Genomic DNA, 17,026 nt, shown 5'->3' with positions numbered 1-17,026 from the left:
AAACTCTCAAATATAATTTAAAAAGTTGTCCATCGCTCAGCTAATCATTATCTGAATATCTGGCTTGGTTGTTTGTGTTTAATTCTTAAAAAAAGAATTTTTATAATTAACCTACTGTTTAATTTTCAAAGTTCATTTTTGTTTTGCCCTTTTCTTAAGGACAAGTAATACTATACCACCTTAATTCAACATCGTCAACACTTTTTTTAAATTTAATTTTATTTTTTAAATTTTATCTAAAAAAACCCTCGAATTTCAGTACTTTACCTACCTATATTTCCTTATTAATCGCCCTTAACCTCTCCTAATCATAAAAAAAGATATTTTTTAAATAGATAGCGTAATAATGAATATATAAGATTTCACGACATTTCAAAGCTTCTTTTCAGCTTTGTGTCGTAAATCTTATATATTCATATTATTACTGCTTCCATCTTTTTAAAAATATCTTTTTTATACTAACCTTCTATTCAAATATTTTATATTCATTATATAAAGGATATTTATTTGTTAAAGCTACTACTTTTTCTCTAGCTTCTTCTTCTTTATTGTAAGTTAAACATAAATCTATAGCTTCTGCTATATCTTTCATATCTTCTTCTTTCATTCCTCTTGTTGTTACAGCTGGAGTTCCTAATCTTATACCACTAGTAACAAAAGCTCCATTTGGGTCAAATGGTATGGTATTTTTATTAGCTGTTATATATGCTTCATCCAATCTTTTTTCAGCTTCTTTTCCAGTTATATTTTTATTAGTTAAATCTAGTAAAATTAAATGATTATCAGTTCCACCTGTTACTAATTCAAATCCTCTATTCATTAATTCTTCTGCAAGCTTCTTAGCATTTTTTACAACTTGAGATTGATATTCTTTAAACTCTGGTTCTAAAGCTTCTTTAAATGCTACAGCTTTAGAAGCTATTATATGCTCTAATGGTCCACCTTGAGTTCCTGGGAAAATAGCTTTATCTATAGCTTTTGCATATTTTTCTTTACAAAGAATTACTCCACCTCTAGGTCCTCTTAAAGTTTTATGTGTAGTAGTAGTTACAAAGTCCGCAACCTCACATGGATTTTGATGAAGTCCAGCTGCTACAAGCCCTGCTATATGAGCCATATCTACCATAAGCATAGCCCCTACTTCATCTGCTATCTCTTTAAACTTTTTAAAATCTATTTCTCTAGGATATGCACTAGCACCTGCTACTATTAACTTAGGTTTTATTTCATGTGCCTTTGTTCTTATATCATCATAATCTATTCTTCCATCTTTAAGGTTTACACCATACTCTGTAAATTCAAAGTATTGCCCTGATATATTTGCAGGAGATCCGTGAGTTAAATGACCACCTTGAGATAAATTCATTCCCATAACTTTATCTCCAGGCTTCAATATAGAAAAATAAACACCCATATTTGCATTAGCACCAGAATGAGGTTGAACATTAGCATGTTCTGCACCAAATATTTTTTTCAATCTTTCAATAGCTAATTTTTCTATCTCATCTATATGCTCACATCCCCCATAGTATCTTTTTTGTGGATATCCTTCTGCATATTTATTAGTTAAGTGACTTCCCATAGTCTCCATAACCGCCATAGATACTATATTTTCTGATGCTATTAATTCTATGTTCCTTTGTTGTCTTTCTAATTCTCTTTGCATACTTTCATAAATTTCTTTATCAACCTTCTTTAAATTCTCAAACATTTAATCACCCTTTCTTTATATATAAATAAATATGTATTATTAAAAGTTACTTAAATAATTGTAAAAATACTAATATTTATATATTCACTTGTACACTTTTATATACCCAATTTTCACAATTTTTCAACTGTTAATATTATTTAATTTTAATGTAATTTTCAAATTAAATCAAATATGTTTTTATAGTGAATAAATATGTGTAATATGGTGCAATAATTTGATATAATCTTTATTGTTATATTTATTTAGGAGGTGTAATTTTGGATAGAGAAAATAACATTGATCAACACGGAAAAAAGAATATCTTCAGACTAGCACTTTTCACGGGAGAGCTTATGCTTAGAAATGGTGCTGAAACTTATAGAGTAGAGGACACCATACTTAGAATTTGTAACTCTAGAGGTTATAAACATGTAAACGTATTTACATCCCCTACTGTAATAATTATCTCCGATGAAAGATTTGATGGTATAACGTTTATGAAGACCATAAAAAATAGGGGTATAAACATAAACAAAATCGATCTTTTAAATGCATTTTCAAGGGAGTTTGTCTCTAATAAAGATTTATCAATCGAAGATGCAATAATCAAGCTTAAAGAAATTGAAAAAGCTAAGTCTTATAATCAATGGGTAGTATATATAGGAACCGGACTTGGGTCTGCATGTTTCTCAGTTTTATTAGGTTGTACAGTAGTAGATTTTTTATTTACATACATAACATCGATTTTCGCTGTTATAATATTTGATAAAATATTTAGTATTAGTTCTATCCCTTCATTTGCTACCCTTGCAGCTTCAATTTTCATAGCAGTTATAGGTGTTAGCTTATCAAGTTTAGGACTTTTAAGTCAACCTAATACACTTATTGTAGGATCTATAATGCCTCTCCTTCCTGGAGTTTCATTAATTAAAGGCTTAAGAGACCTTATTTCTGGAGATTTAATTTCAGGAGTAGCTAGAGCTTTTGATGCTGCATTAACTGCAACCGCTATAGCTGTCGGAGTAGGATTTGTTCTTGAAGTATGGCTTAGATTAGGAGGTATATTATAATGAGTAGCATGCCTTTATATTTACATTTTATATTTAGTTTTTTATGTACAATAGGATTTGCTATATTTTTAAGTGCTCCTAAAAGATCTCTTTATGTATCTGGTTTAATAGGAGCCGTAGGATGGGTTTTATATGTATATCTATTTAAAGCTACAAACAATCCAGCTTTATCAAACTTTGTTCCAGCAACTATAATAGGTATCGCTAGTGAAGTTTGTGCTAGAAAATTAAAACAACCAGCTATAGTCTTTGTAATACCTGGTATAATACCTTTAGTTCCTGGACTTGGAATGTATAACACAATGCTTTATTTAGTTCAAGAAAACTATGAACTCGCTGCATCTACAGGTGCAACTGCACTTTTAGTCGGAGGCGCTATATCTCTTGGTGTATTACTAGTTACTTCATTTGTTAAAACTATAAATACGGTAAAATTAAATAAAGCTACATTCGGATTTAACCACGTGATAACTAAAAAGGATTCCAACTATGAAAATAATATAATGACAGAAGATAGTGATTTGGATATAGATTTAGCAATAGATAAAGATAATAATGTACAAGAAGATGAGAAAAAAGATTTAAAATAGATAATAAAAAGAGGAAGTTATACAACTTCCTCTTTTCTTTTTATATATTTATTTTATTTATAACTTTAGTTATTACTGGTATATACTGTCTACTTTCTCTAAGCTTTGAATCTTTCTTTTTTATAAATAAATAAGCTATCCCAGTTAAAGCTAGTCCTATTATAGCACTTAATATTTCTTTATTAATAGAAGTATTAATAAAATTTAGTATACTATAAGAAACTACTGTTCCCCCTAGAAGCGCTACTAAAGGAATTATATACACTATAGATGCAGCTTTTATTACATTTATAGAATCCATATTTAATTCTACATAGTCACCTACCTTAGCGCCTATAGTATTATCAACCTCAACAACTATATCCTTTTTATCAGTAGATGATGCACACTTCCCACAAGATGCACAAGCTGAGTGCTGTTGCATTTTTATTTTAGCGGTTATACTATCTACTATTTCTACTACATACCCATGTTGATTCATAGTGCTCCCCCTATTTCGTAAATTTGTTTATAGTTTCCATCAATTCAGAAATTAACTCTTCTGATTCCTGTGTATCGCCCTCTTTTATTGAGTTTGATACACATCCTTTTATATGGTTTTCAAGTATTATATTCCCAACTCTATTTATAGCTGATCTTATTGCTGATATTTGAACTAAAATATCAACACAATACCTTTCATCTTCTACCATTTTTTGAATACCCTTTACTTGTCCTTCAATTCTATTTAATCTCTTTATAATGGCTTCTTTATCATTGTTTTTAGCTAATTTTTTTTCCATATAATAACCTCTTTTTCATTCATATAATATATTATATATTATTTTCATCAAAAAAAAATAAATACTGCTGAATTTTCTTCAACAGTATTTATTTTAAACGTTCTATTATTTATCTTTTATATCAACTTTTATATTTAATTCATCTAATTGAACTTCTTCTGCAATTGCAGGAGCATTAGTCATAGGGCAAACAGCACTTTGGTTTTTAGGGAATGCTATTACATCTTTTATGTTTGTAGTTCCAGCTAAAATCATTATAAGTCTATCAAGACCAAATGCCATACCAGCATGAGGTGGAGTACCATATTTAAATGCGTCTAATAAGAATCCGAATTTTTCTTGAGCTTCTTCTTCAGTGAAACCTAATGCTTTGAACATTTTTTGTTGCACATCAGCATTAAATATTCTAACACTTCCTCCTCCTACTTCATAACCATTTATAACCATATCATAAGCTTTAGCTCTTAAAGAAGCTTTATCATCGCCCTCTAATCTTTCTAAATCTTCATCTAACGGAGAAGTGAACGGGTGATGTTTAGCTACCATTCTTCCAGTTTCTTCATCTTCTTCAAATACTGGGAATTCAGTAACCCATAACATTTCATAAGTATTACTGTCTAATAAGTCTAATCTTCTAGCTACTTCTAATCTTACTTGACCTAAAGCATCAAATACTACGCTGTCCTTATCTGCAACAAATAATAATAAGTCTCCAGATTGAGCATCCATTTTATTTAATATAGCATTTATTTCTTCTTCTGTGAAGAATTTAGCTATAGGAGATGTTACTTCATTATTTTCTCCAACTTTCATCCAAGCAAGACCTTTCGCTTTATAAGTTTTAGCATGATCTTCTAATTTTCCAATTTGTTTCTTAGAAAAATCTTCTGCTTTACCTTTTACATTTATACCTCTAACACTCATACCATCTTTAGTCGCATTGGCAAAAACACCAAATCCGCAATTTGCAACTACATCAGATATATTAGTTAATTCATATCCAAATCTAGTATCAGGCTTATCTGATCCATATCTTTCCATAGCTTCAGCATAAGTCATGGCCTTAAGAGGTAAGTTAACCTCTACATTCAATACTTCTTTGAATATTCTTTGTACCATTTTTTCCATTATAGCCATAACATCTTCTTGTTCAACAAAAGACATTTCACAGTCTATTTGAGTAAATTCTGGCTGTCTATCAGCTCTTAAGTCCTCATCTCTGAAACACTTAACTATTTGGAAGTATCTATCCATTCCACTTACCATTAATAATTGTTTAAATAATTGAGGTGATTGTGGTAGTGCATAGAATTTACCTTCATTTACTCTACTTGGTACTAAATAGTCTCTAGCTCCTTCTGGAGTTGGTTTTATTAAAAATGGTGTTTCTATTTCAAAGAAATTATTTTCTGTTAAGTAATTTCTAACTATACTAGCAACTCTACTTCTTAATATTAAGTTCTTTTGCATAGATGGTTTTCTTAAATCTAAATATCTATATTTAAGTCTTAACTCTTCAGATACATTATCGTCATCTTTTATATATATAGGTGGTGTCTCTGATTTATTTAGTAATTTTAACTCTGTAGCAAATACTTCTATATCACCTGTTGGTAAGTTAGGATTTTTAGAAGATCTTTCTGCAACCTTACCCTTTATTGCTATTACATACTCAGATCCTAATTTTTCAGCTTTTGCAAAAGCTTCTGTATTTACATCTGTATCAAATATTATTTGGCAAATTCCACTTCTATCTCTTAAGTCTACAAATACTAATCCACCTAAGTTTCTTTTCTTTTGTACCCATCCCATAAGTACAACTTCTTCATCTATATTAGATTCTCTTAAGTCTCCACAATAGTGAGTTCTCTTTAATCCGTTTAGAGTCTCCATGTCTTTCCTCCAATATGTTATTAATTATTAAGAATTATCTATAATCTATTTTTTAATTCTTTAACTATCTCACTTAATTTTATAGTAGTTTGTTCTGATGTTGACATATCTTTTAATTTGACTTCATCATTTGCTAATTCATCATCACCTATTACTATAGTATATTTTGCATTTAATTTATCTGAATATTTAAATTGAGCTTTTAAACTTCTATCTAAATGATCTTTATCTGCACTTATATGATTTTCTCTTAAATATTTTAATATTTTAAAACTCTTAGTTTGAGCATTTTCACCTATTGTAGCTATGAATATATCTGTAGCTTTAGGATTTTCAATTTCTATATTATTATTTTCAAGAGTTAATAATAATCTTTCAACACCAAGAGCAAATCCAATTCCGCTAACGCCTTTAGGCCCTCCTAGTTGTTCTACTAGTCCATCATATCTACCACCACCACAAACTGTACTTTGTGCTCCTATATCATTTGATATTATTTCAAAAGCAGTCTTTTTGTAGTAGTCAAGTCCTCTAACTATAGTTTTATCAACCTTGAAATTTATACCCATTTCAGTTAAATACTCTTGAACTTTTGCAAAATGATCTTTACAGTCATCGCATAAGTGATCTATCATATATGGAATATCTGCTAAATTTTCTTTGCAAACTGGATTCTTACAGTCTATAACTCTCATTGGATTTTTTTCTTTTCTCTCGTTACAAGTCTCACATAAAACATCACTTTTTGCATCTAGATACTCTTTTAAAATATTATTATATTTTTCTCTACAAGTAGGGCAACCTACTGAATTTATACAAGTTTCTAAATTGTTCAATCCCACTTCATTGAAAAATTGAACAGCTAAAGCTATAACTTCAGCATCTATAGATGGTTTATCACTACCTAATGTTTCTATTCCAAATTGATGGAATTGTCTTTGTCTTCCAGCTTGAGGTCTTTCATATCTAAAGCATGGAGTTTGGTAGAATAATTTAGTTGGTTGAGTATCTGCATACATTTTATTTTCAATGAATGCTCTAACTGCCCCAGCTGTGCCTTCTGGTTTTAGTGTTATACTTCTTTTTCCTTTATCTTCAAAAGTGTACATTTCCTTTTGAACGACATCTGTTGTCTCTCCGACACCTCTTTGGAATAACTCTGTATGTTCAAATATAGGAGTTTTTATTTCCTCATATCCAAATAATGCGCATACTTCTCTAAATTTATTTTCAACATAATTCCATTTATATGCATCTTTTGGAGTTATATCTTTAGTTCCTCTTGGAGCTTTAGTTAACATTTTTATATACCTCCTTTTCCTTTCTTTCTATCATTTCATCAACTCTATCTATGTAAATTTCTACATTTTTAACATTGTCAGTTCTTTCAATTCTATCTTCATCTACATATACATATTTGCTGATAGCACCTGCCCCTACAGCAAGATTACTTTGCTTTTCTTCCATAATTTGAATATTATATATACATTCAAATCCTTCTTTAGAATATCCTATGTTTTCAAGGTTTCCAAGCATATGTTTTTGTCTGTACATATAATAAGGATTAAGCCCCATAGATTTCGCATACTCCATAGATAAATTTATCATACTTACCATTTCTTCATATCTTGTAAGTTCATACTTATCTAGATTTTCTTTTAGAGTAGATGCTCTTTTTATCGCTAACGTGTGTACAGTCAAACTTTCTGGAGAAAGCTCTTTTATTCTTTCTAAAGTGTTTTTAACCATTTCCACATTTTCATCTACTAAACCTAATATAATATCCATATTTATATTATTAAATCCAAGATCTCTAGCCATATTAAAACATCTTACTATATCATCTACGTTATGATCTCTACCTATTTTGACCAAAGTTTCATTATTCATAGTTTGAGGATTTATGCTTATTCTAGTAACATTATGTTTTTTCATAACTTCTAATTTTTCTCTAGTTATAGTATCTGGTCTTCCAGCTTCAACTGTAAACTCTTTTATTTTTGTTAAGTCCAGTTCCATAAATAAAGCTTTAATTAAATCATCTAGTTGTTCAGCCTCTAATGTTGTTGGCGTTCCTCCACCTATATATAAAGTTTCGATTTCTTTATTAGTCTCTTTTAAAAGTTTAGCTAATCCTTTTATTTCCTTTACAATAGCTTTTACGTAATTGTCTCTTAAATGTCCAAATTGTTTCATAGGATTAGAAGGGAATGAGCAATACACACATCTTGTAGGGCAAAAAGGAATACTTACATATAAAGATATTTTGTTTTTATCAATAGGATATATAAATACACGCTCTTTTTTTGCTATATCTAAAGCTAAATCTATTTTTTCATCTTTTATTAAATAATTATCTTTAAGGTTTTGTCTTATCTCAACTTCACTCAATCCTTCATCTAACAAACTGTGGACTATTTTAACAGGCCTTATTCCTGTCAAAATTCCCCATGGGACATAAGTATCGTACAATTCACTTAAAACCTTAAATATACTTCTTTTTATAATAGTTTTAGATTTCTTTTTTATCTCTTCTTCACTTAAAGAATTTATATTAAAAACTTCTTCTTTACAAAACTTTAAATCATCATTTTCATAGTATTTAGTTGTACTCTTTATATAATTTTTATCTTTAATAAACTCATTTATCAAATTTTTTTCAAATTTTTCATCTTCTTTTATAAATTTAAATTGAGTAGTAAATAACTTGAATAATTCTGCAATTTCATATTTGTAGTCATGTCCTTTTAACTCAATACCTAACATTTAAACTACTCCTTTATTGTTATTCTAAGCAAATCCCTTATACTAAATATGGATTAGTAGCTTTTTCTATTCCCATTGTAGTATTTGGACCATGCCCTGGATATACTATTATATCGTCTTCATATTTTTTTAATCTATTTAATGATTTTTTCATTTGGTTGTCATCTCCACTGTATAAATCAGTTCTTCCCATACTTCCAGCAAATAATGTATCTCCCGTAAACATGTGATTATCAACTTTTATGCACATACAACCTTTTGTGTGTCCTGGAGTGTGTATAAATTTAAGTTTTAATTCTCCTAATTTTATACTATCTCCTTCATTTACATATTTGTCTGCATCAAATTCAGTTGCTCCACAATGCATTCTATAACTTAAGTTTTTCTTTTTATCTAAAAGTAGCTCTTGTTCTTCACTATCAGCTATTATACATGCATTTGTAGTTTGTTTTAACTTAGGTACACAACCAATATGGTCTCCATGCCCATGAGTAAGTATTATATATTTAATATCTATAAAATTATCTTTTATAAATCTCATTAAGTCATCTATTTCTCCACCTGGATCTATAACTGCACCCTCTCTAGTGTTTTTATCTGCTATTAAGTATGTGTTTTCTCCAAATAAATGATCTGTAAATTTCTCTATTATCATAACTAAATCCCCCTTAAAAATTTTTTTCAGAATCTATAAGTATTGTAACTGGTCCATCATTTATTAGCTCAACCATCATATGTGCTCCAAATTTTCCAGTACCAACATTTATATTTTGTTTTTTAGCTTTTTCTATAAATTCTTCATATAAATTATTAGCTAAATCTGGCTTAGCCGCTCCTGTAAAGTTAGGCCTTCTACCTTTTTTGCAGTCTCCGTATAATGTAAATTGTGAGACAACAATCAATTCTCCATTTATATCTTTAAGAGATAAATTCATTTTTTCATCTTCATCTTCAAATATTCTTAAGTTAACTATTTTTTCTATTAAATAATCAACATCCTTACTAGTGTCTTCATGTGTCACTCCTAAAAGTACTAATAATCCTTTTTCAATATTTGAAATTTTTTGTTCATCCACAGTGACACTAGATGATGCTACCCTCTGAACTACAGCTCTCATAATGCCTCCTTAATTTATAACTCTATAAATATCTTCCACTCCCGGTATTGCTCTTACTTTTTTCATTAAAAGAGTTAAGGTTTCTATACTGTCCACTTCTACAAGTAAGTTTACACTTACAATATTTAGCTTTCCTTTTCTTGCATTAATTCCATTTAATGATACTTTTTCTATAGCCACAATATGTGTTATGTCATTTATAATTCCACGTCTGTCTTCTGCTTGTATTTGAATTTCAGCTTCAAACTTGGCATTGTTAGAATTTTCCCAAGAAACTTCTACTAATCTGTTTTTAAAGTAGTCATTATCTAAGTTAGAGTTAGGACAATCCTTTCTATGTACCGCAACTCCTCTTCCCTTTGTTATATATCCTATAATTTCATCTCCAGGTATTGGATTACAGCACTTAGCAAATCTAACAAGTATATTGTCTACTCCCTTTACCATAACGCCTTGAGGTGATGATTTTTTTCTTTTCTTAGTATACTCTTGTTCCCCTATACTATGTTTATTTATATCATCTACAACCTTTATCTCAGAAGATTTCTTTACGTAATCTTTTTCATAAAGTTCTTTTACTTTAGGAACTATCTGAGATGGCATTATTCCTCCATATCCTATAGTTGCTACTAAATCATCTACAGTCGGTTGGTTAAACTTTCTTGCCATTTGAAGCATATACTTTTCAATTATTTGATCTTTTGTTGGTATGCTATATTTTTTAAATTCTTTTTCTAAAATCAAGCTACCTCTTTCTATATTTTCTTCTCGTCTTTCTTTTTTAAACCATTGTCTTATTTTAGACTTAGCATTAGGAGTTTGTACTATATTTATCCAATCTCTACTTGGACCACTTGAATTTGCTGAAGTTAAAATTTCAACAATATTACCATTTTGTAGTTTATAGTCCAATGTAACTATTCTTCCATTTATTTTAGCTCCTACGCATTTGTTTCCTACATTAGTGTGAACCCTGTATGCAAAGTCAATCGGTGTTGATCCAGCCGGTAACTCTATTACATCACCTTTTGGTGTAAATACATATACCTGACTATTGAACACATCATCTTTTAATGCATCCATAAATTCTTGTGGGTCTTTTAAATCTTTTTCCCACTCCATCATCTGTCTTAACCATTGTAGCTTTTCTTCTAGTTTACTTTCTTTAACACTGGTTTTTCCTTCTTTATACTTCCAGTGTGCAGCAATTCCGTACTCTGCTATGTTATGCATTTCATTAGTTCTTATTTGAATTTCTAAAGGCTCCCCATCTGGTCCTACAACAATAGTGTGTAAGGATTGGTACATATTAGGCTTTGGCATAGCTATATAGTCTTTAAATCTTCCTGGTATTGGCTTCCATAGGGTATGTACCATACCTAAAACTGCATAACAATCTTTTACTGAATTTACGATTATTCTAACTGCCATTAAATCATATATTTCTTCAAAATCTTTATGCTTGTTTTTCATTTTTCTATATATACTGTAGAAATGCTTAGGTCTTCCATATATATCACAATTTATATTAACTTCATCAAATTTTTCTTTAAGAATATGTACTATTCTTTCTATATAAGCTTCTCTTTGGCTTCTTTTCTTAGCTACTTTTTCCACCAAATCATAATAACCATCACAATCTATATATCTAAGTGCGATATCTTCTAGTTCCCATTTTACTTTATATATTCCTAGTCTACTTGCAATTCCACCGTATATTTCTAGCGTTTCTGTCGCTTTAGCTTTAGCTTTTTCAGGCGGCATGAACTTTAGAGTCCTCATATTATGTAACCTATCGGCTAATTTTATAAGTATTACTCTTATATCTTTTGACATAGCTAAAAACATTTTTCTCAAGTTTTCAGCTTGTGTCTCTTCCTTAGACTTGTACTTTATCTGTCCAAGTTTAGTTACTCCATCAACAAGGTCTGCGATTTCTTCCCCAAAATCTTTTTTAATATCTTCATATGTAAATTCGGTATCTTCAACTACATCGTGTAATAATCCCGCTGATATAGTTTGCATATCTAATTCCATATCACAAAGTATATTAGCAACAGCTATTGGATGTATAAAATATGGCTCCCCAGATTTTCTTAATTGTCCTTCATGAGCTTTTTTACCATAGTAATAGGCTTTCTCAATTAAGTCTAAATCGCCATTAGGGGCATATCTTTTTATTTTTTCTATTAGTTCTTGTAATTGCTTATCTTGCATAGTACCACCTATTTTATAGTATAAATTTTGATATATATGAAAATAGTTGGCTTTTTACCAACTATTGAACACTATTAATATTTTACAAGTGAGTTTACATGATATTGAGATACTTTATCTCTACCATTTAACTCTTCTAATTCTATTAAAAATTGCATAGAAACAACTTCTCCACCTAATTTTTCTATAAGTTTAGCTGCAGCTTCCATAGTTCCACCTGTAGCTAATAAGTCATCTACTATTGCAACTCTTTGCCCTGGTTTTATTGAATCTTTATGGATTTCTAAAGTGTCTGTTCCGTATTCTAATCCATATTCAAACTTTTCAGTTTCTCCTGGTAACTTACCTGGCTTTCTTACTGGTACAAATCCTATACCCATTCCATAAGCAACTGGTGTTCCCATTAAGAAACCTCTAGCTTCTGGTCCAACTATTATATCAACATTCTTATCTTTTAGATCTGCTATTATTTCATCTACCGCAAACTTAAATGCTTCTCCGTTGCTTAATAAAGTTGTTATGTCTTTGAATCCTATACCTGGTTTTGGGAAATCTTTAATCTCTCTTATTGAATCTTTTAAGTTCATTTAAATCCTCCTAATAGCTTTGCTTGTATTTATCCTTAAGTTGATTAAGTCCTTGTAGTACTTTACTTGAAGCTAAATCAATCTTAGTACTTGGTTTTGGCATAATTTCCATTGTTAAAGTACTATTTTCATCTTTCACATGAAAATTAATTAAATCTAATTCTTTAAACACATTTAACATAGCAAATAATTTTATTGGTGCTATGTTTAATTTAGATTTAATGTCTAGTATATTAATTTTTATTTCTTTATATTTAGACATTATTTTATATAAAGTTATAAATTCTTCTCTCTCTGGAATTATACTTCTAACAATATTATTTATATATATTAAATCATTCTTATCATAATATTTTATAATTTCACATTCATTGTCACTATCTTCATATAGACATGAATATTCCTCAATATCATATAAATAATCATAAAGAATAATATTATTATATCTTTTTAAATCTATTTTATCAATATAGGGAAAGAATATAAGTTGAACTTTGTTGTTTATATTCTCTATAATATTGTAATTTATGTCAAATTCATGTTCAGTAAGTGATATATCTGATATTGCTTTAAAAAATCCATTTACTGAGTTTGTTATTACTAAACTTTTTTCATTTATATAGTCAAATATATTTATCTCTTTGCATCCATCTATATTAACTTTTCCATAATTTGAAATTTTATTATTTGAATCTAAGCAAGGTTTAATATTTCTAAATAAGTTTATACTTTCTAGATTTTTTCCTATATCCTTTGGATATGCCATCCTTATATCTTTTAGTAAAAATTGTATTTTCCTATTTCCCATATAGTTATTTTCATCCACTTGGAATAATACATCGACTTTATCACCTACATCAAATTGCTCTGACATATATGCCATGTTAAATCCTATACACTCATATACATTATTTTTTTCTAGGTTTAATTTTAAGTGATTCTTATCTTTTCCTAGTCTAAAAATACCTCTTATTTCTAATTCTCTCATTATAAATCTAGGGCTTGGATTGCTCATTCCAAAAGGCTCTAAACTATGAAGTTCTTCTATTAAATTAAAATCTATAGAACTTTCATTTAATTCAAACTCTACAGATATATTTTCTACCATATCATCTTCTGTAAGTTGGTAATTTGCAATTTCATTAACTTTTTTTCTTAAAGTTTCTATATCTTTAGAATCCATTGATAACCCTGCTGCTTGTTCATGTCCACCAAATTTTTTTAGTAACTCAGAACAATTAACTAAAGTATCAAATATACTGAACCCTTTTATAGATCTAGCAGACCCAGTAGCTTCTCCATCTTCAATTGTTAAAAGTATTGTTGGCTTATAATACTTTTCTGTCAATTTAGATGCAACTATACCTATAACTCCATGTTGCCATCCTTCTTTTGCTATTACTAGTACTTTATCTGAATTATAGTTTTTGTCATTTAAAATTATATCTTCTGCTTCTTGATACATTTTAGCTTCTATCATTTGTCTTTCATTATTCTTTTCTTCTAAGAGACTAGCTATTTCCATAGCTTCTTCTTTCGACTTAGTTGTAAATAATTCAACTCCTAAATATGAATATCCTAATCTACCAGAAGCATTGATTCTAGGACCTATAGAAAATCCGATATGAGATGACCCTATTTTGTCAGTTTCAATTCCACAAACATTTATAAGTTCTCTTAGACCTATATTTTCTCCATCTTTCATAAGCCTTAAGCCATTTTTCACAATTATTCTATTTTCATCTACTAAAGGTACTATATCACAGATAGTTGCTAAAGTTACTATTTCTAAGTACTTGTACATAGAAGTTTTAAACTCATCTTCAGGAGTTAATGCTTGTATAATTTTGAACGCTACTCCACAACCACATAACATGTCAAATGGATAGTTACAATCTTTTTGCTTAGGATTTATAACTGCATACGCATCCGGTATTTTATCTTGCACCTCATGGTGGTCTGTTATTATAATATCTATACCCAATTCATTCGCTAATTCAACTTCTTTTACAGACGTTATTCCACAATCTACACTTATTATTAAATCACACTCTTGTTCCTTCAGTACTCTTATTGCGTCTTCATTTATACCATATCCTTCTTGTAATCTATTTGGTATATAGTATTTAACTGGGTATCCTATAGAGTCGAAATATATGCATAATATAGATGTAGATGATACTCCATCAACGTCATAATCTCCATATACCCATATATTTTGATTGTTTTCCATAGCATATTTTATTCTATCTACAGCTTTTTCCATATCTTTCATTAAAAATGGGTCTCTTAAGTAATCTAATGACGGATTTATAAAAATTTCGGCATCTTCTTCATTTTTAATACCTCTATTTTTTAAGATTTGTCCTATTTCCGGGGAAATCTTCATTTTTTTACCTAAATCATATTCTTTTATGCTGCCTTTGTACTTAAGTGTCCATTTTTTGTTAAACATGTATATCTCCCCCTATTTTTTTATATATTGTGATCTGATTATTTTCACAACTAAAAGTATTCCTACTAAAAAAGAAACTACAAATCCTGAAAATGCAAGTACTTTGACCCACCAATTGCTATTTACATTTGGTGAAGCTATTATTAAAGATGATCCAACTAATAATGCAGCCAACACTAAACTTAATGATAGTTGAGTTGCTAAATCTGTTATTATTTTTTCTAATTTAGAGAATTTAACATCTTCAATGTGAATTTTAATATTATTTTTTTCTATATTTCTTAAAATAGATTTTACTTGTCTAGGAATTATCCTTATATCTGCGATAGCTTCTTGAGCGCTTTGTTTTGATTCTTTTATTAAATTTTCAGGATTTAGCCTATTTAGGTAGTAATACTTCATAAATGATTTTCCTGCAACAGTTATTGAAAAATTAGGATTTAATTCTCTAGCCGTACCCTCTAAAGTAATAAGAGCTTTTCCTAATAATACTAATTGTGGCGGAAGTGCAGCCTTATACGTTCTACAAAATCTAAATACTTCATTTAATATATCTCCCAAACTCAATTTATCTATTGGAACATCATAATAATAATGCATTAAATAAAGTAAATCTTGTCTTAGGCCAGTTAAGTTAGTATCATAAGATATTACATCTAACTCCATCAGTAAGTATATTATTCTATCTATATTTCTATCCACAGCTGCAAGTGTTATTGAATTTAATGTATTTAACATTTTCTTATCAATAATTCCAATCATCCCAAAATCTATATACGCTATACAATTTTCATTTATAACAAATATATTTCCTGGATGTGGATCTGCGTGGAAAAATCCATATTCAAAAATTTGTTTAAATAAAGATCTAATTCCTATTTCACTTATTTTTTCCGTATCCCAGCCTAGCTTTTTCATTTTATTTACGTCACTAAGCTTAACTCCAACTATTTTTTCCAATACTAATAACTTTTGAGTAGTGTAATCCATAAATACTTTAGGTATATAAACTTCATTTGTATTAGAAAACATATTTTGGAACTTAACAGCATTTATAGCTTCAAAGTTATAGTCTAATTCTCTTAAAATCTGAGTTTCAAAGTCTTCAACTATACCTTGTACATCTATATTTAAATCTTTTTTTATATCCGTTAGAGCAGATGCAATAGACTTTAAAATTTCTATATCCGATTTTATCAACTGCTCAACATTAGGTCTTTGAATTTTTACTATTACATTTTCTCCACTAATTAATTTTGCTTCATAAACTTGCCCTAGCGATGCGGCTGCTATAGGTGTCTCATTAAACTCTTCGAAAATTTTATCCATAGGCATACTAAGTTCTTCTTTTAATATGCTCATAGCAATTTCAGTATCAAACACTTCAACATTATCTCTTAGCTTTACCAATTCACTTATAATACTTTGATCTAGTAAATCTTTTCTCGTGCTTAATATCTGTCCTAATTTTACATACGTAGGACCTAATTCTTCAAATGCCTTTCTAAGTCTTTCACCTGTAGTCATATTCTTTATCTCTGCCGGTGGATTTGTTATAGGAATTTTATAAGCTACTCCTTCTATATTAAGTTTTTCAACAATAATACTGAATCCATATTTTAAAAGTATATGGACTATTTCTTTATATCTTTTTAAATGTCTATAACTTACCTTCATTTTTCACACCCTAGTCTCAGTTTAAGTAGTTTTATTTTATAAGAGAAGAAAGGACAATATTATTATATTGCCCCTTTTTTCATCTCTACTTATAATTATTTGCAGTTTCTACATATTTTAATGCAGAATTAACAAGATTTTGTTTTTCTTCTTCTGTAAGTTCTCTTACAACTTGTGC

The 17,026-nt window shown here is 29.1% G+C and carries 14 protein-coding genes; 2 read left to right on the top strand and 12 right to left on the bottom strand.

Annotated elements, in window-relative coordinates:
- Positions 1 to 466: 466 nt before the first annotated feature.
- The gene (gene glyA / locus ACRDDE_RS07040; protein ID WP_438626560.1) at positions 467 to 1,711 is read right to left on the bottom strand and encodes a serine hydroxymethyltransferase; all 1,245 of its coding nucleotides are present in this window, start codon (positions 1,709 to 1,711) and stop codon (positions 467 to 469) included.
- 260 nt (positions 1,712 to 1,971) lie between these two features.
- Here glyA and ACRDDE_RS07035 point away from each other — a divergent pair, with 260 nt between their 5' ends.
- Both ACRDDE_RS07035 and ACRDDE_RS07030 read left to right on the top strand, forming a co-directional pair.
- Positions 1,972 to 2,763, top strand: coding sequence for a threonine/serine exporter family protein (locus ACRDDE_RS07035; RefSeq protein WP_438626558.1), 792 nt, complete (start codon positions 1,972 to 1,974; stop codon positions 2,761 to 2,763).
- Entirely contained in the window at positions 2,763 to 3,353 is a 591-nt protein-coding gene (locus ACRDDE_RS07030; protein WP_438626556.1) for a threonine/serine exporter family protein, read from the top strand. The genes ACRDDE_RS07035 and ACRDDE_RS07030 overlap by 1 nt, the downstream gene beginning before the upstream one ends.
- A 40-nt stretch (positions 3,354 to 3,393) precedes the next feature.
- Here the strand turns inward: ACRDDE_RS07030 and ACRDDE_RS07025 are convergent, their stop codons facing one another.
- From ACRDDE_RS07025 to ACRDDE_RS06975, 11 genes are all read right to left on the bottom strand, one after another.
- The gene (locus ACRDDE_RS07025; protein WP_438626555.1) at positions 3,394 to 3,834 is read right to left on the bottom strand and encodes a SoxR reducing system RseC family protein; all 441 of its coding nucleotides are present in this window, start codon (positions 3,832 to 3,834) and stop codon (positions 3,394 to 3,396) included.
- Positions 3,835 to 3,844: 10 nt separating this feature from the next.
- Entirely contained in the window at positions 3,845 to 4,135 is a 291-nt protein-coding gene (locus ACRDDE_RS07020) for a metal-sensitive transcriptional regulator (protein WP_438621511.1), read from the bottom strand.
- Between the two features lie 105 nt (positions 4,136 to 4,240).
- Entirely contained in the window at positions 4,241 to 6,028 is a 1,788-nt protein-coding gene (gene aspS / locus ACRDDE_RS07015; RefSeq protein ID WP_438626553.1) for an aspartate--tRNA ligase, read from the bottom strand.
- A 38-nt stretch (positions 6,029 to 6,066) separates the two neighbouring features.
- Positions 6,067 to 7,329 carry a histidine--tRNA ligase gene (hisS, locus tag ACRDDE_RS07010; RefSeq protein ID WP_438626551.1) on the bottom strand — a complete coding sequence of 421 codons (1,263 nt, stop codon included), beginning with the start codon at positions 7,327 to 7,329 and terminating at the stop codon, positions 6,067 to 6,069.
- Positions 7,319 to 8,794 carry a coproporphyrinogen dehydrogenase HemZ gene (gene hemZ / locus ACRDDE_RS07005; RefSeq protein WP_438626549.1) on the bottom strand — a complete coding sequence of 492 codons (1,476 nt, stop codon included), beginning with the start codon at positions 8,792 to 8,794 and terminating at the stop codon, positions 7,319 to 7,321. Before hemZ ends, hisS begins: the two co-directional genes overlap by 11 nt.
- Positions 8,795 to 8,831: 37 nt before the next feature.
- Positions 8,832 to 9,449: an MBL fold metallo-hydrolase gene (locus ACRDDE_RS07000; RefSeq protein ID WP_438626547.1), complete on the bottom strand. Its 618-nt coding sequence runs from the start codon at positions 9,447 to 9,449 to the stop codon at positions 8,832 to 8,834.
- Between the two features lie 13 nt (positions 9,450 to 9,462).
- Positions 9,463 to 9,912 (bottom strand): D-aminoacyl-tRNA deacylase, encoded by a 450-nt coding sequence (dtd, locus tag ACRDDE_RS06995; protein WP_035116838.1) that lies wholly within the window; start codon positions 9,910 to 9,912, stop codon positions 9,463 to 9,465.
- 9 nt (positions 9,913 to 9,921) lie between these two features.
- Entirely contained in the window at positions 9,922 to 12,129 is a 2,208-nt protein-coding gene (locus ACRDDE_RS06990; RefSeq protein WP_438626545.1) for a RelA/SpoT family protein, read from the bottom strand.
- Positions 12,130 to 12,203: 74 nt separating this feature from the next.
- A complete protein-coding gene (locus ACRDDE_RS06985) occupies positions 12,204 to 12,716 on the bottom strand; it encodes an adenine phosphoribosyltransferase (protein WP_021428377.1) in 513 nt (170 codons plus the stop codon).
- Between the two features lie 10 nt (positions 12,717 to 12,726).
- A complete protein-coding gene (recJ, locus tag ACRDDE_RS06980; protein ID WP_438626543.1) occupies positions 12,727 to 15,171 on the bottom strand; it encodes a single-stranded-DNA-specific exonuclease RecJ in 2,445 nt (814 codons plus the stop codon).
- 12 nt (positions 15,172 to 15,183) lie between these two features.
- Positions 15,184 to 16,848: an ABC1 kinase family protein gene (locus tag ACRDDE_RS06975; protein WP_438626541.1), complete on the bottom strand. Its 1,665-nt coding sequence runs from the start codon at positions 16,846 to 16,848 to the stop codon at positions 15,184 to 15,186.
- Positions 16,849 to 17,026 lie beyond the last annotated feature (178 nt).

This window comes from Paraclostridium sp., from assembly GCF_051656405.1.
In the GTDB taxonomy this organism is placed as follows: Bacteria; Bacillota; Clostridia; order Peptostreptococcales; family Peptostreptococcaceae; genus Paraclostridium.
This window is presented reverse-complemented; position numbering and strand designations above follow the sequence as displayed.

Excerpts from the sequence above, each read along its gene's own strand:
- glyA (WP_438626560.1), bottom strand. The coding sequence starts at position 1,711 with ATGTTTGAGAATTTAAAGAAGGTTGATAAAGAAATTTATGAAAGTATG.
- ACRDDE_RS07030 (WP_438626556.1), top strand. The coding sequence starts at position 2,763 with ATGAGTAGCATGCCTTTATATTTACATTTTATATTTAGTTTTTTATGT.
- ACRDDE_RS07025 (WP_438626555.1), bottom strand. The coding sequence starts at position 3,834 with ATGAATCAACATGGGTATGTAGTAGAAATAGTAGATAGTATAACCGCT.
- ACRDDE_RS07020 (WP_438621511.1), bottom strand. The coding sequence starts at position 4,135 with ATGGAAAAAAAATTAGCTAAAAACAATGATAAAGAAGCCATTATAAAG.
- aspS (WP_438626553.1), bottom strand. The coding sequence starts at position 6,028 with ATGGAGACTCTAAACGGATTAAAGAGAACTCACTATTGTGGAGACTTA.
- hisS (WP_438626551.1), bottom strand. The coding sequence starts at position 7,329 with ATGTTAACTAAAGCTCCAAGAGGAACTAAAGATATAACTCCAAAAGAT.
- hemZ (WP_438626549.1), bottom strand. The coding sequence starts at position 8,794 with ATGTTAGGTATTGAGTTAAAAGGACATGACTACAAATATGAAATTGCA.
- ACRDDE_RS07000 (WP_438626547.1), bottom strand. The coding sequence starts at position 9,449 with ATGATAATAGAGAAATTTACAGATCATTTATTTGGAGAAAACACATAC.
- dtd (WP_035116838.1), bottom strand. The coding sequence starts at position 9,912 with ATGAGAGCTGTAGTTCAGAGGGTAGCATCATCTAGTGTCACTGTGGAT.
- ACRDDE_RS06990 (WP_438626545.1), bottom strand. The coding sequence starts at position 12,129 with ATGCAAGATAAGCAATTACAAGAACTAATAGAAAAAATAAAAAGATAT.
- ACRDDE_RS06985 (WP_021428377.1), bottom strand. The coding sequence starts at position 12,716 with ATGAACTTAAAAGATTCAATAAGAGAGATTAAAGATTTCCCAAAACCA.
- recJ (WP_438626543.1), bottom strand. The coding sequence starts at position 15,171 with ATGTTTAACAAAAAATGGACACTTAAGTACAAAGGCAGCATAAAAGAA.
- ACRDDE_RS06975 (WP_438626541.1), bottom strand. The coding sequence starts at position 16,848 with ATGAAGGTAAGTTATAGACATTTAAAAAGATATAAAGAAATAGTCCAT.